The 21,466-nt window shown below is 63.7% G+C and carries 16 protein-coding genes; 9 read left to right on the top strand and 7 right to left on the bottom strand.

What is annotated here, in order from left to right:
* Entirely contained in the window at window positions 1-1,173 is a 1,173-nt protein-coding gene (locus tag QTI66_RS19240) for an MFS transporter (RefSeq protein ID WP_286561431.1), read from the top strand.
* Between the two features lie 5 nt (window positions 1,174-1,178).
* On the opposite strand, the gene QTI66_RS19235 is transcribed toward QTI66_RS19240, so the two are convergent.
* The 4 genes from QTI66_RS19235 to QTI66_RS19220 are packed head-to-tail and all read right to left on the bottom strand — an operon-like array spanning window position 1,179 to window position 4,331.
* Entirely contained in the window at window positions 1,179-2,207 is a 1,029-nt protein-coding gene (locus QTI66_RS19235) for a S49 family peptidase (protein WP_286561430.1), read from the bottom strand.
* Window position 2,208: 1 nt separating this feature from the next.
* Window positions 2,209-2,574 carry a Rieske (2Fe-2S) protein gene (locus QTI66_RS19230; protein ID WP_286561429.1) on the bottom strand — a complete coding sequence of 122 codons (366 nt, stop codon included), beginning with the start codon at window positions 2,572-2,574 and terminating at the stop codon, window positions 2,209-2,211.
* A 27-nt stretch (window positions 2,575-2,601) separates the two neighbouring features.
* Entirely contained in the window at window positions 2,602-3,270 is a 669-nt protein-coding gene (locus QTI66_RS19225; RefSeq protein ID WP_286561428.1) for an HAD family hydrolase, read from the bottom strand.
* Entirely contained in the window at window positions 3,267-4,331 is a 1,065-nt protein-coding gene (locus QTI66_RS19220) for an RluA family pseudouridine synthase (protein WP_286561427.1), read from the bottom strand. Before QTI66_RS19220 ends, QTI66_RS19225 begins: the two co-directional genes overlap by 4 nt.
* Before the next feature lie 548 nt (window positions 4,332-4,879).
* Between QTI66_RS19220 and QTI66_RS19215 the strand changes: the two genes are divergently transcribed.
* From QTI66_RS19215 to QTI66_RS19180, 8 genes are all read left to right on the top strand, one after another.
* On the top strand, window positions 4,880-7,894 hold the full coding sequence (locus QTI66_RS19215; protein WP_286561426.1) for an Rne/Rng family ribonuclease: 3,015 nt from the start codon (window positions 4,880-4,882) through the stop codon (window positions 7,892-7,894).
* Window positions 7,895-8,419: 525 nt separating this feature from the next.
* On the top strand, window positions 8,420-9,031 hold the full coding sequence (locus tag QTI66_RS19210; protein WP_286561425.1) for a sugar transferase: 612 nt from the start codon (window positions 8,420-8,422) through the stop codon (window positions 9,029-9,031).
* Complete coding sequence (locus tag QTI66_RS19205; RefSeq protein ID WP_286561424.1) at window positions 9,028-10,461, top strand: mannose-1-phosphate guanylyltransferase/mannose-6-phosphate isomerase; 1,434 nt, start codon at window positions 9,028-9,030, stop codon at window positions 10,459-10,461. The genes QTI66_RS19210 and QTI66_RS19205 overlap by 4 nt, the downstream gene beginning before the upstream one ends.
* A gap of 54 nt (window positions 10,462-10,515) precedes the next feature.
* Window positions 10,516-11,502 (top strand): GDP-L-fucose synthase, encoded by a 987-nt coding sequence (gene fcl / locus QTI66_RS19200; RefSeq protein ID WP_286561423.1) that lies wholly within the window; start codon window positions 10,516-10,518, stop codon window positions 11,500-11,502.
* A gap of 62 nt (window positions 11,503-11,564) precedes the next feature.
* Window positions 11,565-12,536 carry a hypothetical protein gene (locus QTI66_RS19195; protein WP_286561422.1) on the top strand — a complete coding sequence of 324 codons (972 nt, stop codon included), beginning with the start codon at window positions 11,565-11,567 and terminating at the stop codon, window positions 12,534-12,536.
* A 236-nt stretch (window positions 12,537-12,772) separates the two neighbouring features.
* Window positions 12,773-13,891, top strand: coding sequence for an O-antigen ligase family protein (locus QTI66_RS19190; RefSeq protein ID WP_286561421.1), 1,119 nt, complete (start codon window positions 12,773-12,775; stop codon window positions 13,889-13,891).
* Between the two features lie 8 nt (window positions 13,892-13,899).
* Window positions 13,900-15,093 (top strand): glycosyltransferase, encoded by a 1,194-nt coding sequence (locus QTI66_RS19185; RefSeq protein ID WP_286561420.1) that lies wholly within the window; start codon window positions 13,900-13,902, stop codon window positions 15,091-15,093.
* Window positions 15,086-16,387: a glycosyltransferase WbuB gene (locus QTI66_RS19180; RefSeq protein ID WP_444815016.1), complete on the top strand. Its 1,302-nt coding sequence runs from the start codon at window positions 15,086-15,088 to the stop codon at window positions 16,385-16,387. Before QTI66_RS19185 ends, QTI66_RS19180 begins: the two co-directional genes overlap by 8 nt.
* Before the next feature lie 195 nt (window positions 16,388-16,582).
* Here QTI66_RS19180 and QTI66_RS19175 read toward each other — a convergent pair whose 3' ends face one another.
* The 3 genes from QTI66_RS19175 to QTI66_RS19165 form a co-directional block, all read right to left on the bottom strand.
* Entirely contained in the window at window positions 16,583-18,925 is a 2,343-nt protein-coding gene (locus QTI66_RS19175; RefSeq protein WP_286561419.1) for a polysaccharide biosynthesis tyrosine autokinase, read from the bottom strand.
* Window positions 18,861-19,919, bottom strand: a complete 1,059-nt coding sequence (locus QTI66_RS19170) for a polysaccharide biosynthesis/export family protein (protein ID WP_286561418.1) — start codon at window positions 19,917-19,919, stop codon at window positions 18,861-18,863. Before QTI66_RS19170 ends, QTI66_RS19175 begins: the two co-directional genes overlap by 65 nt.
* A 259-nt stretch (window positions 19,920-20,178) precedes the next feature.
* The gene (locus tag QTI66_RS19165; RefSeq protein ID WP_286561417.1) at window positions 20,179-21,462 is read right to left on the bottom strand and encodes a heme biosynthesis HemY N-terminal domain-containing protein; all 1,284 of its coding nucleotides are present in this window, start codon (window positions 21,460-21,462) and stop codon (window positions 20,179-20,181) included.
* Between the last annotated feature and the right edge of the window lie 4 nt (window positions 21,463-21,466).

Below are 21,466 nucleotides of genomic sequence, written 5' to 3'. Positions count from 1 at the left end.
TTGGGCCCGAACGCCGCGCCAGCACCCGCGTCGGCCCGCTGGGCCACCCGCACGCAGTTTTTCTGTTCGGGCTTCATCTTCGCGACGTGGGGCGTGCACATTCCGACCGTCAAGGCGCACTACGGGATCGACGAGGCCCAACTCGGGTTGGCCATGCTGGCCGCCGGCATTGGCGCTCTTGCGGGGCTGACGCAGGCCAGCCGCTGGATCGGCCGCCATGGCGCCCGCGGCGCCGCTGGCGCTTGTGGCACCGTCTACGCGTTGCTGCTGGCGGGCCTGATCGCCATGCCGGGGTATGGGGCGCTCCTTGCCCTGCTTGCGGTTTTCGGCGTCGTGACCAGCGTGTTCGACGTCGCCATCAACACCGACGCAGCGCAGCTCGAAGCCTTGAGCGCCAAGCCGCTGATGAGTGGCATGCACGGCATGTTCAGCCTGGGCGGCATGGCCGGCGCCACGACGGGCGGTGCGGCACTTGCCGCGGGCATGCCACCGGGACAACACCTCCTGTGGGTCGCCCTCGCGAACGCGTTGGCGATCGCCTGGGCCACGCGGCTGATGCTTCCCAGCCACATGACACGGTCCGCTGACGCCGAGGCCGCCTTTCAGTTGCCGCGCGGCGCACTCGTTGTGCTGGGCATCCTCGCCGCCTTGGGGCTGATTGCGGAAGGCGCCATTTATGACTGGAGCGTTCTGTACCTGCAGCAGGAACTCGACAGCCCGCAGGAGCAGGCAGCGCTGGCGTATGCGAGTTTTTCAGCGGCCATGGCAGCGGCCCGGTTTGCGGGAGACGCCCTGCGCGCCCGCTTTGATCCAGCGACTTTGCTTCGCGCCAGTGCACTCCTGGCGGCCGCATCCATGGCGCTGGTGCTGCTCACATCGACGCCGTGGGTTGCCCTGGCAGGGTTTGCGGGCGTTGGCGTCGGATTTGCCAACGTTGTTCCGGTGCTGTTTTCCGCCGCGGCGCGCCAGCCGGGCGTGGAGCCTGCGCGCGGCATTGCCGCCGTCGCAGCGGCCGCGTACCTGGGATTCATGTGTGGACCGCCAGTGATCGGCTTTGTCGCCAAAGTCAGTTCATTGACGGCGGCGCTTTATCTTGTCGTCGCCTTTGCGGCGGCATTGGCCTTTTCCGCCGGTCGCGCAGGAACCGGGTCGGTCGAGAGAAGCGGGCCTTAGCGCACTTAGCGCAGGGCGGGCCCAGAGCGCACGGCGCTCCACGTGGCTTGGGCAAAGGCCGCGCCAAAGCGCTTGGCCAGACGCTCGGCCACGTTGTCACGTCGCGTGTAGTCGATGAGTTCTTCGGCCTTGACGATCTCGCGCGCCACGAAGTCGACGCTGCCCAACTGATCGGCCAGACCCAGCTCAACGGCCTGCTGCCCCGTCCAGAACAGGCCACTGAACAAGCCAGGCGTTTGCACCTTGAGGCGATCCCCGCGGCCCGCCTTGACCACGCCGATGAACTGCTGGTGAATCTGGTCGAGCATCGCCTGGGCGTGCGCCTTCTGCGCGTCCGACATCGGACTGAACGGGTCCAGGAAGCCCTTGTTCTCGCCGGCCGTGAGCAGGCGCCGCTCGACGCCGGCCTTTTCCATGATGCCGGTGAACCCAAAGCCATCCATCAGGACGCCGATGCTGCCGACCAGGCTGGCCTTGTCGACAAAGATCTGGTCTGCAGCCGCGGCGATGTAATAAGCCGCCGAGGCGCAGGATTCCTCAACCACCGCGTAGACCGGCTTGTTGTACTTTGCGCGCATGCGCTTGATCTCGTCGGCAATGATGCCGGCCTGCACCGGACTGCCGCCGGGAGAATTGATCAGCAGCACCAGGGCCTTGGACCCGTCGTCCTCCAGGGCCGCCTTCATGGCCGCCGTGATGAACTCGGCGCTGGCGTCGGCTCCGTACGCAATTTCGCCCTTGATTTCGACCACGGCGGTATGCGGCGAAGATTTGGCGGAGGTGGGCGTCGCACGAGAGAAACCCAGCCAGACCAGCGCAATGAAAAACACGAGCCAAGCCAGGCGCATGCCGATCTTCCAGCGCCGGGCGGCCTTCTGCTCATTGAGCGACGCAAAGGCGAGCTTTTCGAGCGTCGCGCGCTCCCAGCCGGCGGACAGCGCGGCCTCACCTCGGGGCGTGCTGCGGCCGGGCGCTGGGGGCGGTTGTTCAAAGGGTTCGAAACCTTCTGGTTCCGTGCGGATCGGGTCGGTCATGTCAGAAAACCAAAGGCTTCAAGTTCCAGTCAGTATGCCAGTGGACAACGCCGTCACGTTCGCTCAGGGCGATCTTGACCAGCCCTCCGCGGCACGGGCCACCGGCGCATTCCCCGGTGTCGGGCTTGTAGACCGCCCCATGTGTGGCGCACAGAAGCCACTGGCCGGTGTCGTCGAAAAAACGGTCCGGCTGGAAATCCAGTTCCATGGCCACATGGCTGCACCGGTTGAGGAACGCATGGGGCGCGCCCTCGAAGCGGATGGCGAAGGCGCGGCAACTCTCCCCGCCGTGGACTACATCGAAGGACACAGCCCTGCCACCCTCGACGAGGTCAGCCGCGTTGCAAAGGGGAATGCATTCGCTCATGTACTTTCATCACGAAAGATGGGGATTTCAGCCGTTTTGCAACAACCATGCCTGCAACCCTTCCACCGAATGGGCGATGTAGAGGGGGGCCAATGCGTCAAAGTTCTCCGACTCGTGCGCGCCGTAACTCACGGCAACGCTGGCACAGCCGGCATTGATGGCCAGCTGCAGGTCGTGGGTTGTGTCCCCGATCATCAAAGTGCGCTCCGGCGTCACGCCCTGCTCTTCCATCAATTCGAGGAGCATGCGCGGGTGCGGCTTTCCATAGGTTTCATCTGCCGTGCGCGAAGCATCGAAGCGGCCATGCAGCGCGACCGTGGCCAGGGCGGCGTTGAGGCCAGATCGCGACTTGCCGGTGGCCACGGCCAGCTTGTGGCCCCGGTCTCGCAAGCTGTCGAGCAGGGAAAGGACGCCGTCGAACAGCGTCAGGTCGCCGTGATGCCGCGCGTAGTGAAAGCGATATCGGGCGCCCAGTTCGGAATATTTCTCGCGCGGAACGTCCGGCGCGGCCTTGGCCAAGGCCTCTGCCAGGCCCAGACCGATGACCCAGGCTGCGTCGCGATCGCTCGGCCGGGCACCGCCCACATCGACGACGGCCGCCTGGATGCTGCGCACGATGATCTTCGTCGAGTCGTAGAGCGTGCCGTCCCAGTCGAAGGCGATGAGGTCGAAACGGCGGGAAGTGGAATCAGTCATTTCTCTGGCTTGGAAAGCTCGGCAAGCAACGTGGCAGGCAGCACGCCTGCGAGGTCGGGAGGCAAATCGGCCTGGAGCGCCATGCGCTCGGCTGTGGCCGGGTGATTGAATTGAAGCCGCCATGCGTGGAGGAACATCCGCTTGAGGCCGACCCTTTGCAAAAGGCGGTTGCGCGCGAATTCGCCGTACTTTTCGTCACCGGCGATGGGATGCCCTGCCGATGCCAGGTGCACGCGGATCTGATGGGTGCGGCCAGTCTTGATGGTGACCGCCAGGAGAGAAAACGGGGCCTCCTCGCCCGGAAGCGTCACGCGCGCCAGAACCTTGACGAGGGTGACTGCGCGCATTGCGTCGGGATGATCCCTGGGCACGACGCGCACGCGCCGCTCGCCCTCGCCGGGGGCGCCGTCGGCACCCGGCAGGAGATACCTGGCCAGGGGAGCGTCCAGCACCTTCTTGTTGGCGGGCCATTCGCCAAGCACCAGCGCAAGATAGGTCTTGCCGGTTTCGCGCTCGCGGAACTGGTCCTGCAGGTGCGTGAGCGCGCTGCGCTTTTTGGCCACAAGCAGGATTCCGGAGGTTTCGCGGTCCAGCCGGTGCACCAGTTCCAGGAATCGTGCGGTCGGCCGCGCCGCGCGCAATTGCTCGATCACGCCAAAGCTCACGCCGCTTCCTCCGTGCACGGCAATGCCTGCCGGCTTGTCGATGGCGATCAACGCGTCGTCTTCGTGAAGCAAGGCGTACTCGCGTGCGGGCGCCGGTGCAGCCGGCTTGGCCTGCGCATTCGCCGCCGTTTCGGACGTGCGCATCGGCGGCAGGCGGATGAGGTCGCCGGCCTCGATACGCGTTTCGGCTTGCGCGCGCCCCTTGTTCACGCGCACCTCCCCCGATCGGATGATCCGGTAGACATGTGTCTTGGGAACGCCCTTGAGGTGGCGGAAAAGGTAATTATCGAGACGCTGGCCGGCCGATTCTTCGTCCACGGTCACGAATTTGACCGTTTCGGCTGCGGGTCTGCCATGAGTCGCGGGCTTGCGCTTCGCACCTATAATGTTTTTCACCAGCGCGTCTTGGTAAGTGCTTGATTAAACACAGAAGTTTAGAGCACCGGGCCAACTGCGCTGTGAGGTCGATGCCGCTTTGGCGATGATTCTGCAAACCCCGCGCTCAAGCGCAAAGTGGCAGATCCAGCGCACAAGTCAAGCCGACGCCCACGAAACACCGAATAACGGAATACCCAGTCGGCAGACTCCCATCTGCCGGCGGATCGAAGCGAGTCCCTTGTGTTGATGATGCTGATTCAAATGGTGCTGCACTGGCTGACCAAGCCGGTTGCGCTGCCCATTGAACCAGCCTCCGAGCGCGTCACAGTTGCGTTCCCAGCCGTCCGAACGACGGCACATCGACGTCAAATCAGGCTTGCGCCCATCCATGCGCCCCCACTCCGGCTGACGAGCTAGCCCTCGGGCAGAACGATCGCGTTCTGCGCGAGCGTATTGCCATTGCAACTGGAGCCAAGCGGCAATTCCCGTCGTTTCGCGAGCAGTCGTCCGTGCATCGTTGCCCGTCATGGGCATGTAGAACGATAGAGATACAAGGACAACGCATCATGAAGCGGATGCTGATCAATGCCACGCAGGCCGAAGAACGCCGCCTGGCCATCGTCGACGGACAAAAGCTCCTCGACTACGAGATCGAAATAGAAGGGCGCGAACAGCGCAAGGGCAATATCTACAAGGCCGTCGTCACGCGCGTCGAGCCTTCGCTGGAAGCCTGCTTCGTCGACTACGGCGAAGACCGCCACGGCTTCCTGCCGTTCAAGGAAATCTCCAAACAATACTTTGCCGAAGGTGTTTCGGCCAATTCGGCCCGCATCAACGAGGCGATCCGCGAAGGCCAGGAACTGGTGGTCCAGGTCGAAAAGGAAGAGCGCGGCAACAAGGGCGCGGCCCTCACCACCTTCATCTCGCTGGCCGGCCGCTATGTCGTGCTGATGCCCAACAACCCCCGCGGCGGTGGCGTTTCGCGCCGCATCGAGGGCGACGACCGGGCCGAGCTCAAGGAGGCGATGGACCAGCTCGAGTACCCCAAGGGCATGAGCATCATCGCCCGCACCGCAGGCATCGGCCGCACCGCGCCCGAACTGCAATGGGACCTGAACTACCTGCTCAAGCTCTGGACCGCCATCGATGGCGCCGCCAAGGGCGGCAAGGGCGCCTTCCTGATCTACCAGGAATCGTCGCTGGTCATTCGCGCCATCCGTGACTACTTCAATCACGACATCGGCGACATCCTGATCGACACGGACGACATCTACGACCAGGCGCAGCAGTTCATGGCGCACGTCATGCCCGAGCATGCCGCCCGCGTAAAGCGTTATCGTGACGACGCGGCCCTGTTCAGCCGCTTCCAGATCGAGCACCAGATCGAATCGGCCTACGCCCGCACGGTGCAACTGCCCAGCGGCGGCGCCATCGTCATCGACCACACTGAAGCACTCGTTTCGGTCGACGTGAACTCGGCCCGCGCCATCAAGGGCGGCGACATCGAAGAAACCGCCACCCGCACCAACCTCGAAGCCGCCGACGAAGTGGCCCGCCAGATGCGCCTGCGCGACCTGGGTGGCCTGATCGTCATCGACTTCATCGACATGGACGAATCGAAGAACCGCCGCGAAGTCGAAAGCCGCCTGCGCGACGCGCTGCGCCAGGACCGCGCCCGCGTGCAGTTCGGCTCGATCAGCAAGTTCGGCCTCATGGAAATGAGCCGCCAGCGCCTGAAGCCGGCGCTGAGCGAAGGCGCTTCGATCCCCTGCCCCCGTTGCGGCGGCTCGGGCCACATCCGCGACACCGAATCGAGCGCGCTGCAGATCCTGCGCATCATTCAGGAAGAGTCGATGAAGGACAACACGGCCGCCGTGCACGTTCAAGTGCCGGTGGAAGTCGCTTCCTTCCTGCTGAACGAAAAGCGTCCGGAAATTGCCAAGATCGAGTTGAAGCAGCGCGTCACCGTGCTGATGATCCCGAACAAGACGCTGGAAACGCCGAACTACCGGCTGGAGCGCCTGAAGCACGACGATCCGCGCCTGGACCACATCGAAGCCAGCTACAAGATGGCCGACGAAATCGAGGATCCGACCTCGGTCACGCGCCGCTCGCAAGAGCCGACCAACAAGCAGACACCCGTCATCAAGGGTGTTCTGCCCGACGCACCGGCGCCGGTCGCTGTGCCGAAGCCGGAGCCCGTCCGGGCACCCGCGCCTCAGCGCGCACCCGCTGCAGTTCAGCCTGTCGCACCGGCTCCGACGCCGGCAGAAGGCGGCTTCTTCCGCTGGCTCAAGGGATTGTTCGGCGGCACGCCTGCACCGGCACCAGCGCCGGCGGCTCCCGTTGTGGCGGCGACCGCTGCGGAGGCACCCAAGTCAGCACGACGCGACGGACGCTCCGGCCGCGACGGTGAATCCCGCGGTCGCGACGGCGAACAGCGCCGAGGTGGTCGCGATGGCGAAGGTCGAGGCGGACGCGGCGCAGAAGCGCGCAATGGCCGCGACGGCGAACGCCGCGGTGGTCGCGACGGCGCCCGTTCGGGTGAGCGCCGCGAAAACCGGGCTGAAGCGCGCGCAGAAGCACCGCAACGCGAGGCACGCGATCCGCAGCAGGCGCGCGAGCAACGTGAGCCCCGCGAGCCGAGGGAGCAGCGCGCTCCGCGTGACGGACAGCAGCGTGGCGAGGGCCGCGACGGCGAACGCCGCGGTGGTCGTGGCGAGCAGCGCAACCTGCCGGTTGCTGACCTCCCGGAAACGCTCGACGCGCAAGCAACCAACCCTTTGGGCAAGGAAGGCGGCGAGGATCTGGCTGCGACCAACGAGCGCCCACCGCGTGCACGTGGCGAGCGCCGTGAACGCGGCGATCGCGCTGACCGAGGCGATCGGAGCGAACGCGGAGAACGCGGCGAGCGCACCGAACGTGCTGAGCGCGGTGAACGCGCAGAGCGCCGGGACCCGGCGCAAGCGGAAGACGCACAACGCGTCGAGGCGTCAGCATCACGCAATGGCGAGAACGAAGTCATAGGCGAGGCCGCAGTGGAAGCACAGCGCCCCGAAGGCGAAGAGCGCCGCGCCCGGTCTCGCGACCGTTACGGCCGCGACCGCCGCGAGCGGGCACCGCGCGAAGCGGCGGAAGCTGCTCCCGAATCCGTCGCCGCCAGTTCGCCGGTGATGCCTGATGCCCAGGAAGAGTCCGTGCTGGCATCCGAGCGGGTCTTCGCCGCCCCCGAAGCGCCCGCTGTACAGCCGATCGCGCTTGTCAAGCCAGCGCCTATTGAGGTGCCCGCCGTCCACGCGCGCGCCTTGCCGAAGGTCACCCCCTTTGAGCTGCCGCTCGGCGAACTGGCACAGATCGCCGAAGGCTCGGGCCTGCATTGGGTCAACTCCGACATGGAGCGGGTGGCCGAGGTTCAGGCCGCCATCGCGGCGGAGCCCAAGCCACAGCACGTGCCGCGCGAGCGTCCGCCCCGCATCGTGCTGGACGACGCACCGCTCATCCTCGTGGAAACGCGCCGCGATCTCGGCCAAGTGGTGTTGCCGTTCGAGCGCACAAGCGAGTTCAGCAACCACGCGAACTGATCCCTGAAACGACGGCCTGAGCGCCGTCCCCCGCCAAAAGGGCGACGAGGTACTCACCTCGTCGCCCTTTCTTTTTGCCCGGACACATCCACTTCCTCTGCTGCATCCTGTTGCGCGGGGTTACTTAATGCGGATTAGTTGGCGTCCTTGAACAACGCATTCATGCCCTGTCTTGTTACTCGTGATAAAAACTAAATGCTTACACCGGAGATAAGGTTCGCTGCAGTGCAGCAACCCGTTTTGGCGGAGGCCTACGTGGAGAGAGCATCCCTATTCGCCGTATGGCGTACGTCTTTTGAAGGCGCGACAAAGTAACGCGAATGTGTTCAAATTCTTTCGAATAGTAGTAAAGCGTTACAGAGTCACAGCGCATCACCAACATTGCAGACGCAGTACAGAACCCGAGGAATTTGCATGTTCCGACCCGATTCAAGCGCACGAGGCCACCTTGATCGCCAACTGTCCCCCGGCGGCGGCAGCGCTTCGCCGTTCATCCCGGCCATCCAGCCACGAAAGTTCGGCACGATGGAACGCGCCGTCAAGCGCGGAATGGACATCGCAGGTGCACTCCTGTTTTTCCTTGTGCTGGGCCCGTTTTACTTGCTTGTCGCGCTCTGCGTCCGGGTGAGCATGGGCAGCCCTGTCCATTTCGGACAGATCCGCATGGGAGCCCAGGGCCAACGCTTTCGCTTCTACAAGTTCCGCTCCATGGTCCACGACTCCGACGCAGTGCTCACCGAACTGCTGAGCCGCAACGACATGGCGCGTACCGAGTGGGACACCTTCCAGAAGCTCACGGTAGACCCGCGCATCACGCCGGTCGGTCAATGGATCCGCAAGCTCAGCCTCGACGAATTGCCGCAATTCTGGAACGTCCTCAAGGGCGACATGAGCCTCGTCGGTCCCCGCCCCTGCATGGAGCGTCAGCGCAGCCTCTACGGCCGGGATTGGGAGCAATACTGCGCCGTGCGGCCAGGTCTCACTGGTCTGTGGCAAGTCAGCGGCCGCAATCGCCTGCCCTACGCCAAACGGGTGGAACTTGATGCGTACTACGTGACGCACTGGTCTATCTGGCTGGACTGCAAGATCCTTGTCAAAACCGTCCTCGTCGTTCTTACCGGGGATGGCTCGCGATGACCGGCGTCCTGCCCGTCGTCCTGTGCGGTGGCAGCGGAACTCGCTTGTGGCCCCTGTCGCGCAAGACGCTGCCCAAGCAGTTCGCGCCGCTCTTCGGCGAAAGCAGCCTGCTGCAGCTCACGCTGGAGCGCCTGCGCCTGCTGCATCCGGACGTCATGTGCATTGCCGCCGAGGAACATCGCTTCCTGGTCCAGGAGGCCATTGACAGTGCCGGCGTCGGCGGATCCCAGTTGCTCGAGCCCAGCGCGCGCAACACCGCTGCGGCCATGGCCGCCAGCGCCCTGCTCGCCGAACCTGATCAACTGTTGCTCTTTGCGCCTGCGGATCACTACATCCCCGATGCCGAAAGGTTCGCTGCGACCGTGATGAGCGGCGTTTCGGCGGCGTTGGACGGATTCATCGTGACCTTCGGCGTGGTGCCCACTTTTCCGAGCACGGGCTATGGCTACATCCGCGAGGGCAAGCACCTGGGCGGCGGCGACCAGGACGGTGCACGGAAGGTCGATGCGTTCATTGAAAAGCCCCCGATCGAGCGCGCCACCCAGATGATTCTGGCTGGAGATCATCTCTGGAACGCAGGGATCTTCCTGGTGCAAGCCAAGGTGCTGATCGCAGAGTTCGAAAAGCATGCGCCCGACATTCTTGAAGCGTGCCGCCGCGCCACGGCGCACCCGTCGATTGACGGCGCCTTTGTGCGCATGGACCGGGCCGCATTCGAGTCATGCCGCAGCCAAAGCATCGACTACGCGGTGCTGGAAAAGTCCTCCTGCGTCGCGGTACTTCCCTTTGGGGGCGCGTGGAGTGACGTCGGCAGCTGGAACGCCGTCGCCAATTTGCACAAGGCCGACGAAAACGAAAACCGCATCAGTGGCCAAGGTTTTGCCATCGGCACACGCAAGACCTTCATCCACGCGCCCACGCGGCCTGTCGTGGCGCTCGGCACCGTGGACCTGCTCATCGTTGACACACCCGATGCCCTGCTTGTTGCCCACTCCGATTGCGCAGAACAGGTCAAGGACGCCGTAAGCCTCCTCACCACCCGCGGCAGGACGCAGGCAACACAGCATCGGCGCATTCCACGTCCGTGGGGTGCCTACGACAGCATCGACGACGGCGCGCGCTTTGCGGTCAAGCGGCTCACCGTCAAGCCCGGCGCCAGGCTCGCGCTTCGCATGCACCACCATCGAGCGGAGCACTGGGTCGTGGTCCAGGGCACGGCCCAGGTCCTGCGGGACGGCACCTTGACGCTGGTGAGGGAGAACGAGTCCATCTACATCCCCTCGGGAACGACCTATCAGCTCGGGAACCCGGGCAAGACCGTTCTGGAAATCATCGAGGTGCAAACAGGTGGCTATCTCGGCGACGACGACATCGTCCGCTTTGAGGACGCCGAACTGCTGGCCAGTCCAGAGGTCCGCAAAACGGCCTGATGGGTTGACGAGTTCAACTGTGCATTCACTACCAACAATTGCCTCCGCAAGACCATGACTTCATCGCAGAAACGCATCTACGTCGCGGGACATAGGGGAATGGTCGGGAGCGCCATCGTGCGCTGCCTCGAACGCTCTGGCGTCAAATCGATCATCACGCGCACGCACGCCGAACTGGACCTTACCGATCAAGCGCAAGTGCGCGCCTTCTTTGCAAGGGAGAAACCCGACGAGGTCTACATGGCCGCCGCGCGCGTCGGTGGCATCCATGCGAACAACACCTACCCGGCCGAGTTCATCTACTCGAACCTCATGGTGCAGAACAACGTGGTGCACGAGGCCTGGAGAAGCGGTGTCAACAAATTGCTCTTCCTCGGTTCGAGTTGCATCTACCCGCGAATGGCGCCGCAACCCATGGCCGAATCTGCATTGCTCATGGGCAAGCTGGAACCCACCAACGAGCCCTACGCCATCGCCAAGATTGCAGGCATCAAGCTTTGCGAGAGCTACAACCGCCAGTACGGCACCGATTACCGCAGCGTCATGCCGACCAACCTCTATGGGCCGGGCGACAACTACCATCCGGAAAACAGCCACGTCCTGCCCGCGATGATTCGTCGCTTCCATGAAGCAAAGATCGCCGACGCACCCTTTGTCACCATCTGGGGCACTGGCCAGGCCAAGCGCGAATTCCTCTATGTGGATGACATGGCAGCCGCATGCGTGCACGTCATGGCGCTCCCGCCGATGGACTACGCCTCGAACACGCAGCCCATGGAAAGCCACATCAACGTCGGCACCGGCGAAGACTTGTCAATTGCCGAACTGGCCACGGTGGTTGCGCAGGCCGTCGGCTATCGCGGCGGCCTCAAGTACGACACCTCCAAGCCGGACGGGACGCCGCGCAAGCTGCTGGATGTCGCGCTGCTTCATCGCCTCGGTTGGAAAGCGCAAATCTCCCTGCGCGAGGGCATTCAGCGCGCGTATGCGGATTTCCTGCTCCAGCACGCCGTGGAATCCGAAACGCTCGCAGCAGCGTGAGTGCGGCTGCAGAAGCCGTGCTCGCAGGGCGGTCCGGCAAGCGCATCCAGAAACTGTCGTCCATGAATAGCGAGCTGGTCACGGTGATTCCGCCCGGCACGGGAGGCGTACGCGACTATGCCGAGATCATGGGCCGCCACATTCCCACGCGCATCATCGCGCCGACTGCGCAGACACCGCTGGCGGAATATGGCAACGGCGCCATCCTCCTCAACTTCAGCGGCTACGGCTTCCACCCCCGCGGCATCCCGAGCTGGCTGGTCGAGCGGCTTGGCCAGCTTCGCGCGCGCGGCTCGAAGGTCGGCATCTTCTTTCACGAGTTGTTTGCCTCCGAGCCGCCCTGGCGCTCAGCCTTTTGGCTGGGCCCCACGCAGCGCCGCATTGCGGCAGATCTTGCAGGGCTCTCGGACTTCTGGCTGACGAACGCCGACATGGCAGCGCAGTGGTTGCGCCCACGTTCGCCGGGCACGCCCAACCGGGTACTGCCGGTTTATTCAAACGTCGGAGAGCCTTGTTTCACTCGAAACCAACGCTCGCAGAAGATCGTTGTCTTTGGCGGCCCTGCCATCCGCAGCAACGCCTATCGCGAGCTCGATGAGAATTTTTGGAGATGGGTTCGCAACCAGGGTCTGACGGTGCACGATATTGGCCCCCCCATTCAAGGCGCCGACTACGCCAAGCTGCGCGCGGATGGCCGCATCCAGGCCCACGGCGCATTGCCGGCAAGCCAGGTCAGCGCGCATCTGAGCGATGCGAAGTACGGCATCCTTTGTTATCCGCCGCAAGTCGTCTCCAAAAGCGGGGTTTTTGCCGCTTACTGCGCGCACGGAACCTGCACGGTACTGTTCGCCAAGCGCTATAACGTTCATGATGGCCTTGAACCGAATCGACACTACGCTGCCGGCTTTTCCGCGGTGACCAACAACGCCAATGGGGCGGCTGAAATCGGCGCGTCGGCACATGCCTGGTACACGCCACACCGCGTTGAAGCGCATGTCGATGCGGTCAAGACCCTGCTTGCTGGAGCGTCCTAGCCGCTCCACCACCCGTTTTTTTGATGCAGAACGCCACCCTTGCGCGCACAGCGCCCACCACCATCCGAGCCGCTCGATTGTCGACGGCAGGTCGGCTGTTCATTGCCGTCCTCCTGATCGTGGTGTTGGAAGGCGCCTTTCGCAAATGGGTGTCTGGATCGGCCACGCTGCCCCTCGTCTTGCTGCGTGACTTGTTGGTCGTTTTCGCCATCGTCCGCGCATTCGTCCGGGGAGACATGCATCGCCAACCACAACTCCTCGCGCTGGTGTCGGTGTGGTCTGCTTGCGTCATCGGCTGGGGCTTGCTGCAACTGACGCTGGGTGAAAGCAACTTTTCGATCTATCTGATTGGCCTTCGCTTCTGGCTGCTCTACATCTGGTTTGCCCTGGCCGTGGCAGCCACCCTGACGGAGCGCGACTACGTCGTCGCGCTGCGCGTGCTGCTCACGCTGCTGGTGCTGATGGCGCCACTCTCTGTGCTTCAGCATTTCTCGCCGCCTGGCGCCTTCGTCAACGCATCGCTCGATACCGACCCGGACGATGTGTTCGTGGTCGTCGCCGGGATTGTGCGAACCACGGGTACCTTCAGCTTCACGGCCGGCCTTACCACTTTCCTTGCCCTGTGCACACCCTTCGCGCTCGGCGTCTTCGAAGCCAGGAAGCGCAACACGCGCCAGCGGATCCTGGCATTGGCAATCTTCGCAAGCCTCGTTGTCTGTGCACTGGTCAGCGGGGCACGCGCCGCGTTCATCTTCACAGGCGCCATGCTGATGGTGTACCTGCTAGCAAACCTGCTCTTTGCGCCCGTACGCCGCAAGGGTTCCGCCTTGCTGATGGCCGTGCTCGTGCTCATTGTCGTGGGCGGCCTGGGCTTCGTGTTTCAGGGTGCCATCGAAGCGACGCAGCAGCGCTTCGAGACAGCCGCTGAGTCGGAAGACCTGGCCTCGCGGGTGGTGTCCGCGCTATTTGGTGAAACCGGAGCCTTCAAGCACATCACATGGATCGGTCAGGGCATTGGCATCGGGTCCAACCTTGCGCAATACGTTCAAACGGGCGATCGCGCCATCTATGTGCTGGCGGAGTCCGAGTCCGGGCGCACGCTGGTCGAAGGCGGACTGTTGGGGTGGCTCTTTCTCGCGGTGAAATTTTCGGCGGTGATCGCCGGCCTCCTGGCTGCGATGAAGCGTGCGACGCGCAGTCACGCCGTGTTTCCCCTTCTGGTCTGGGTCGGGCTGGCAGTGGCAACGGCGGGCTGGCCCGCCATTGGCCAGTTGACCGCCAACGCATTGTTCGGTGTGTACCTGGCCTTCGGGTTGCTTGCCTTCAAGTACCCGAACTTCAAGCTATTCACTTGACTGCGTCCATGAGATTCCTGCACCTCATCGCCTCGGTAGACCCCACCGGCGGCGGCCCGATCGAAGGCGCGCGCCACCTGCACCGGTCTTTGGTGGAACTGGGCCACACCGGCGAATTCGTCTCACTCGATGCGGACGACGCGCCGTGGGTTCAAGACTTTCCAACCACGTTGCATGCACTGGGGCCCGCCAAGGGTCGCTTTGGCTACAGCCCCGCGCTCTTGCCCTGGCTGCAAAGCAATGCTGAAAATTTCGATGCGGTCATCGTCAATGGCCTGTGGCAGTACCACGGCTTGGCCGCCTGGCGCGCACGCAATGATTCGCCCACGCCTTACTTTGTCTTTCCGCACGGCATGCTGGATCCTTGGTTCAAGCGCCGGTATCCGCTCAAGCACCTGAAGAAGTGGCTCTATTGGCCATGGGCCGAATACCGGGTGCTGCGCGACGCAAACGCGGTGCTCTTCACCTGCGAAGAAGAGCGCCTGCTGGCGCGCAAGTCATTCTGGCTCTATCGCTGCAACGAGGCGATCGTCTCTTTTGGCACCTCGGCACCCACCGATGATGCGCAAGATTCAAGGCGCGTCTTTCTCGACGCCTATCCCGAGTTGCAGGGAAAACGCCTTCTTCTCTTCCTGGGCCGCATTCACCCCAAAAAGGGCTGCGACCTGCTCATCGAGGCATTTGCGAAGGCGTGTCGCAACACACCCGATGTTCACTTGGTCATGGCAGGCCCCGACCAGGCGAACTGGACCCGCGCACTGCAGGCAAGGGCGCAGCAACTCGGCGTGGCCGACAGGGTGACGTGGACGGGCATGCTCGCAGGCCAACTCAAGTGGGGCGCCTTTCGCGCAAGCGAAGCGTTCTGCCTTCCATCGCACCAGGAAAACTTCGGGATCGCCGTTGCCGAAGCGCTGGCCTGCAAGTGCCCGGTGCTGATCAGCGACAAGGTGAACATCTGGCGCGAGATCGAAGCAGGCCACGCGGGCTATGTGGAAACCGACTCGATCAACGGCACGGTTGCGCTGCTCGAGCGTTGGCTCGCAACACCTGCCCCGCAGTGGGCAATCATGCGTGAGGCCGCACTGCGCTGCTTCGACCGGAATTTCAGGATGGACAACGTGGCGCGGACGCTGGTGCACGTGGTGCAAAAAAACTCACCCAAAGGCGTGTCGCACATGGACAAGCAAAGTGCACATGTCTGACGCTCAAACGGCGGTGCCTGCCGCCCACTCCTTTGCCAGCGTCCCTGCCGGACGCCCCATGAAGCTGCTGCTCTACGGCATCAACTTTGCGCCAGAAATGACGGGCATCGGCAAGTACACGGGCGAAATGGCCGAGTGGCTTGCCGCACAGGGACACGATGTCCGCGTCGTCACTGCGCCACCCTACTACCCGGAATGGGCGGTGCGGGAAGGCTATAGCGCTTCGCGATATGCACGCGAGCAGTGGCGTGGCGTCCACGTCATTCGCTCGCCGTTGTGGGTTCCCGCCAAGGCCAACGGCCTGCGGCGCATCATCCATCTCGTCAGTTTTGCGATCTCGAGCTTCCCGGCCCTGATAGCGCAATGGCGCTGGCGACCCGACGTCGTATGGGTCGTCGAACCCGCCTTTGCCTGTGCGCCGGCTGCGTTGGCCTTTGCACGCCTGCGCGGCGCGCGAGCCTGGCTTCACATCCAGGACTATGAAGTCGATGCCGCCTTTGATCTGGGTCTGCTCAAGGGCGATCGGTTGCGCCGCTGGGTCACGGCCGTGGAGTGCGCGCTCATGCGCCAGTTCGATCGCGTCTCGACCATTTCCCATCGCATGCTCGATCGCGCACGGAGCAAGGGCATCGTCAATGAACGCCTTGTGCACTTGCCCAACTGGGTGGACGTTTCGGCCATCAAGCCGTTGACCTGCGCCAGCCCGTATCGAACGGAGTTGGGCATCCCGGCCGACACGGTGGTCGCACTTTATTCCGGAAACATGGGCGCCAAGCAAGGCTTGGAAGTGTTGGCTGACATCGCCAGGCGCCTGAAAGACAAGCCCTCAATCCAGTTCGTCTTCTGCGGCGCCGGCGTTGGCCGCGACGCACTCGTGCAAGCCTGCGCGGGCTTGCCGAATGTACGCTTCCTGGACCTGCAGCCGATCGAACGCTTGTCGGACTTGCTCGGGCTGGCCGACATCCACCTTTTGCCCCAACGCGCCGATGCGGCCGACCTGGTGATGCCCTCCAAGCTCACGGGCATGCTCAGCAGCGGTCGGCCGGTGGTGGCAGGCGCTCGACCGGAAACCGAACTGGGCCAGGTCGTGGCGCTTTGCGGTCAGGTGGTGACGCCCGACGATGGGCAGGCTTTTGCCACCGCGATCGAGACCTTGGCTTCGCAGCCTGAACTGCGCGCACGGCTCGGGCGTCAGGCCAGGGCTTGGGCCGAAGAGCACATGACGCGCGACGGCGTGCTTCGACAGTTTGAATCGGCGCTGAAGACTTGCGTTCTCGCTGCCCAGCAAGCCTGACCTGAGCAACTCAAAAGGAAAAAGCGCGGCAACAGTTGCCGCGCTTTTTTTGTTGCTTCCGAACCATCCTGATCAGCTTTACCACTTCGGGGAAAAAGCACGGCAATCCTCAAAGTGAAACGCCCGATGAATTTCATCGGGCGTCCTTGGGCGGCTTGTGTCGCCGGCGATGTGCCCCTTACAGGGCACTCGCAACTATTGCTCTTCCGGCAGGATGCTTTCGTAGTTGTAGCTCGTGTAGCGGTAGCGGCCGTACTTGTAGTTGCCGTATGCGCGGCGCTTCGAATCCATGCCATTGAGCAACACACCGGCTGCCGCCTTGCCTGCCAGTGACAGGCGACGCGTGCTTTCCTTGAGTTCGCCCATGGTCGACAGATTGGCCCGCGCAATGAGCAGCACCGTTCCTGCGTGCGTTGCGATGGACGAGGTGTCCGAAGCCACCAGCACAGGCGGCGTGTCGATGACCACCAGATCGTATAGCTCCGAGAGCTTCTTCAACGTGGCCGAGAAGGACTCGGACGTCAGCAGTTCCGCCGGGTTTGGCGGAAGTTGCCCCGTCGCCAGGAAGTCCAGGTTCGGCACGACCTGGCGATGGACCGTCTGCTGAACCGTCAGGCTGCCCGCGATCAGTTCGGACAGACCACCATGACGCTGCAGGCCCAAGTACTGGTGCAGGTGCCCGCGCCGCATGTCCGCATCGACGAGCAGCGTCTTCTTTCCCGCCGCTGCCATGAGGGCAGAGAAGTTTGCCGACACAAAGCTCTTGCCCACGCCAGGCGTCGCGCCAGTGATGATGATCCGGTTGCTGGGCGATTCCAGCATGGCGAATTGCATGGCCGTGCGAAGGCTGCGCAAGCTTTCGACGGTTGGATCGTCGGGATACTCGATCGCGAGCAGTCGCACACCCGTGACGCCCGTGAGGCGCCGGCCTGCAATGGCCGCCTGATGTTCGCTGATCGGGATCGTCGAGAAAACCGCAAGTCCGGTATGCGATTCCACTTCGTGCGGATCCTGGATGCGTTGCTCAACGAGCATGTTGCGCACCAGCGCGGCGACGATACCGAGGAAAAGACCCAGCGCAAAGGCCGCACCGACAATGGTCTTGCGCTGCGGCTTGATGGGCGCCAGTGCGACTTCAGCCTCGTCGAGGATCCGCACGTTGCCGACCTTGCCCTCCTTGACCAGGCGAAGCTGCATGGCGTTGTTGAGGAGCGATTGATACAGCTCTGTGTTGACCTTGACGTCGCGCTCCATGCGCACTGCTTCTTGCTGCACGGCCGGCAGCGCCTTGATGCGCGTCTGGATATCGGCCATGTTGCCCTTGAGGGCCGAGATCTGCGCATCCAGCGTTTGCACTGCCGGGTGATTCGAGGTGAAGCGCTGTTCCAGTTCCGTGCGCTTTTGTTGCGCTTCCAGCAGCTTGGTCTGGCGGTCCACGGACATCGCAAGAATGAGGTTGGCTTCCTCACCGAACGCGACCGTTCCCTGCTGGTTCCGATAGCGGTTGTAGACCTCTTCGGACTGCTCCAGCTGCTTCTTGAACAGTGGCAATTGCACATCGAGGAAGCCGAGCGTCTTCTGTGCCTCGGCTGCGCGTCGCTCGATGTTCTGCCGCACATATTGGGCGCCGATGGCGTTGAGCACGCCCGCCAGCAAGCTCGCGTTGGAGTCCTGCATGGAGACGTTGATGATGCCGGACTGCTTGCCACGCTCGGTGATGCCCAGGCGCGACTGCACGTTCTCGATCGTCGCTTGACGCGACACACGCGAAAGATAGAAGTCGGCGCCGCGCTTGCCCGCCAGGGTAGTGATGAACAGCTCGACCGGGCCGTCCGGCGTATCCGCCTTGAGCAGCGTCCCGACCGACCCCTGCAGCGGCTCCTGCCAACCCGGATGGTTGAGGGTGTAACGGCCGTCGCCTTGCGCAGTGACGATGAACTGCTGGCCTTCGAGGCGAGACGGGAGGGCGAAACGCGAAATCACGATGCGTTCGGTTCCCGTCACGTAGCCCGCCATGCCAAGGAAGCCAGGGTCCGAAATCCCGGTCGCCCGCCGCGCCAGCCAGCCGCCCACGTAGGGCGCGTAACGCGGAATCGCCGTGATGTTCAGGTGCGTGGCGTCCACCGCCTCGCCGATCACCGTGCGCGAGCGGATGATTTCAATTTCCGCGGCGGCCGGCGTCTTGACGTCCAGGATCGTGCTGGCCTCTCCAAGTACGTTTTTGCTTGCGCCCTCGGAATCCTCCACCTGCACGACAAGATTGGCTTCATAGACCGGCCGCTGGAGCATCGCATAGATGGCGCCCAGTGCCGTCACCAAAACCACGATGGCAAGGATCAGCCACTTGTTGACGATCAACGCTTCGAGATAGCGCCCCAGGTCGACTTCGCTTTCCGCAGCCGGTTCGGCCACGCCCGGTATGGTGTTTGGCGCGAGCCCCGAGTTTTGATATTTGGAATTCATCGGCTGGCTACTATCGTGGGATGTTGCGCACGGACGTGTAGGCTGTGCTGGACGGCAGCACCAGGTTGGCCACACGGCTCCACAACACCAACGGCACCGGATCGACGTAGACAACGTCCTTCGGCTTCAGGGGGAACCCATCGGCCATGGCCAGCGCCGTCGCGGAGCGGGCGTCCAGGTGGTAGATGGTGTAGCCGCCTTGCGGTTGGTTCCGGATCACGAAAATCTGGCGCGGATTGGACGTGCCGAGGTTGACGCCGCCTGCTTCGCTCAGCGCGTCGTTCAGGCTCAAGCGGCCGTTGCGCATCAGCATGGCCTGCGCATTGACGACTTCACCCATCACCATGACCTTGCGCTCGTCGCGATTGCGCACGAACACGAGGTCACCGTTTTGCAGCGGAATGCGGGCCGGATCGATACCGGCCTCGGCCATTCGCATCAAGTCGATCGAGGTTGTCACGCCCTTGCGAGTGAGCGTGACATAGGAGCGGTCTCCAGCGGGATTGATGCCGCCGGCGCGATTGATGGCCTCGGGCAAGGTCATCGGGATGTCGGTGAAGACCTGGATGCCTGGCGTGCGGACCTCGCCCTCGACATAGGCGCGCTTGCTGCGGAACGCCTCGACGCGGACGGTGATCTGGGGGTTCTTGAAGACGCGCGAGAGCCGCTGGGTCAGCGTGTCGGAAAGCTCCTGGATCGTCATGCCTGCGGCGCGAATCTGGCCGGCATAGGGAAAGGTCAATATTCCGCCACTGGACACCAGGAAACCGGGCGCTGGCGAAACGCTGGCCGGGTCCGCCACGGTGGTCGCCGGCGTGGAACTGAACACCAGTTCAGGGTGGTCGTAGACGTGGATGCCGATCGCGTCGCCGATACCAATGCGGTAAATCGGCGGCTCCCCCAGCAAGGCCTCGACTTCAGGCCCGACGCTGGCAGGCGCTTCGGTACGCAAGGAAGCGATCAGCTCAGGCGTGATGGGCGTGATGGCGCCGTCCGGCGGCTGGTCGGCAAGGGCAACCGAGGAACCCGCAGGAACGACCGGCTTTGCCGTCGATTTCTCAAGCCGCACCGAATCGAAGCCAGGGATCAGCGCGGGTGCAACAGTGCACCCCTGCAAGACGCCGAGGCCAATCAGCAACGCGGTTTGTAAGAACAATGGTTTGGAATACGCTCTCACACTCAACCCTAAGGATTAATACTTTTGCAATCAGTTACGAACTGTACTGCACAAAAATGGGTCGTGCCAGTCCTCGAGAGCGCTATTCCAAATGGCTGTCAGACAACGTGAAGTAGTTGACGAGGGGGCGCGAGACGTGGAGAAATCGAAATCAGGAAATTTCGGTTTCCGCGGCCCGTTTCCAGGCTGCTGCCGCCTGTTCGAGGTCTCCCCGCTCCTCTGCGAGGCGCGCAAGTGCGTGCCAGGCGTGACGGTGAAGGCCAGCATCCTGAAGTCCGAGTCCAGCTTGGGTTAGCAACTGTTGTGCCTTGCCCCAGAGTTGGCGCTTCATGCAGGCCATGCCGGCGAGGTACTGCAGGTTGGGGTCGCGGGGATTGTTGCGCTGGGCGGTTTCGATCCGCGCCAGCCAATCGGCATCGACAGAGTCGAGGCCCGCTTCGAGCACGCGGGCAAGCTTGACCCGCAGGCCGTCGCCCAGGCTGCGGGAGTTTTCGACCATGCGCTCCCATACCGGAAGCAGCCAAGATCGGGCCAGCGCCAAGTCGCCACGCAGCGCAACCTGGCGCTGCGCCGCATGAATGGCCACCTCGGGCATCTCGCGCTCGGCGGTTTCCAGTTCCGCCCACGCCCGCAGGAGTTGCGCGGGATCGTGCGCGTCCGACAGCAGGTCGGTCGCCAGGCCCCGGATGATGCTGTGCGCGGCCGTTTCGGAAAAAGCGCGGTGCTTGGCGAGCAGGCGCGCCGTTTCCAGTGCCTCCAGCGTGCGGCCGTCCAGGCGCGCGGCCTTGAGTTTCAGGCGAAGTGCCAGCGTGCGGCGTTGTGCACCATGAGGGAGCTCTTCCAGCCGCGCCAGCGCGGTGGGTGCGTCGCGATCCTGCAACGCCCAACGGGCGGCTCGTAACTGCACGCCTTCGCGCGTTTCCAGGCTGACGGCGGCGGAGCGCTCGGCACTTTCATTGAGCGCGAGCTGCAGATGCGCGTCGCGCGCCGCCTTGTCCTGCAGTGATTGCGCACTTTCGGCCGCCAGCAGATGCGACATCACGCGGATCTGCTGGGCTTGCGGAATGCTGGCATCCAGTCCCGCAAGGGTGTGCTCCTGCACCAAGGCGGCCTGCGCTGCCTTGCGGGCCCGCGAGAAGCGCCCCGCCAGCAGTTGCGCGATGGCGTCGAGCAGCGAAGCGTGCAGGGCGCGCTCCTTTTGCTGCATGCGCCATTGACGTGCTTGGCGCGGCAGCGAGAAAAGTGCTGCGAGCGCGCGCAATGCGACGTGCAATATCGCAAACACCGCAAACAGGATGAGCAGCACCAGGTTGAGCGACAGGTCCACGCGCCAAGGCGGCCAGAACACGGTGATGGTGCCCTGGTTGTTGCCGGCAAACAGGGCGACGGCCGCGGCAATGCCGAACAGCGCCAGGAGCCAGAGGGCGGCACGCATGGCC

Origin of the sequence: Variovorax brevis, from assembly GCF_030317105.1 — a bacterium.
Lineage (GTDB): Bacteria > Pseudomonadota > Gammaproteobacteria > Burkholderiales > Burkholderiaceae_C > Variovorax > Variovorax brevis.
This window is presented reverse-complemented; position numbering and strand designations above follow the sequence as displayed.

Excerpts from the sequence above, each read along its gene's own strand:
- QTI66_RS19235 (WP_286561430.1), bottom strand. The coding sequence starts at position 2,207 with ATGACCGACCCGATCCGCACGGAACCAGAAGGTTTCGAACCCTTTGAA.
- QTI66_RS19230 (WP_286561429.1), bottom strand. The coding sequence starts at position 2,574 with ATGAGCGAATGCATTCCCCTTTGCAACGCGGCTGACCTCGTCGAGGGT.
- QTI66_RS19225 (WP_286561428.1), bottom strand. The coding sequence starts at position 3,270 with ATGACTGATTCCACTTCCCGCCGTTTCGACCTCATCGCCTTCGACTGG.
- QTI66_RS19215 (WP_286561426.1), top strand. The coding sequence starts at position 4,880 with ATGAAGCGGATGCTGATCAATGCCACGCAGGCCGAAGAACGCCGCCTG.
- QTI66_RS19210 (WP_286561425.1), top strand. The coding sequence starts at position 8,420 with ATGGAACGCGCCGTCAAGCGCGGAATGGACATCGCAGGTGCACTCCTG.
- QTI66_RS19205 (WP_286561424.1), top strand. The coding sequence starts at position 9,028 with ATGACCGGCGTCCTGCCCGTCGTCCTGTGCGGTGGCAGCGGAACTCGC.
- fcl (WP_286561423.1), top strand. The coding sequence starts at position 10,516 with ATGACTTCATCGCAGAAACGCATCTACGTCGCGGGACATAGGGGAATG.
- QTI66_RS19195 (WP_286561422.1), top strand. The coding sequence starts at position 11,565 with ATGAATAGCGAGCTGGTCACGGTGATTCCGCCCGGCACGGGAGGCGTA.
- QTI66_RS19190 (WP_286561421.1), top strand. The coding sequence starts at position 12,773 with ATGCATCGCCAACCACAACTCCTCGCGCTGGTGTCGGTGTGGTCTGCT.
- QTI66_RS19185 (WP_286561420.1), top strand. The coding sequence starts at position 13,900 with ATGAGATTCCTGCACCTCATCGCCTCGGTAGACCCCACCGGCGGCGGC.
- QTI66_RS19180 (WP_444815016.1), top strand. The coding sequence starts at position 15,086 with ATGTCTGACGCTCAAACGGCGGTGCCTGCCGCCCACTCCTTTGCCAGC.
- QTI66_RS19165 (WP_286561417.1), bottom strand. The coding sequence starts at position 21,462 with ATGCGTGCCGCCCTCTGGCTCCTGGCGCTGTTCGGCATTGCCGCGGCC.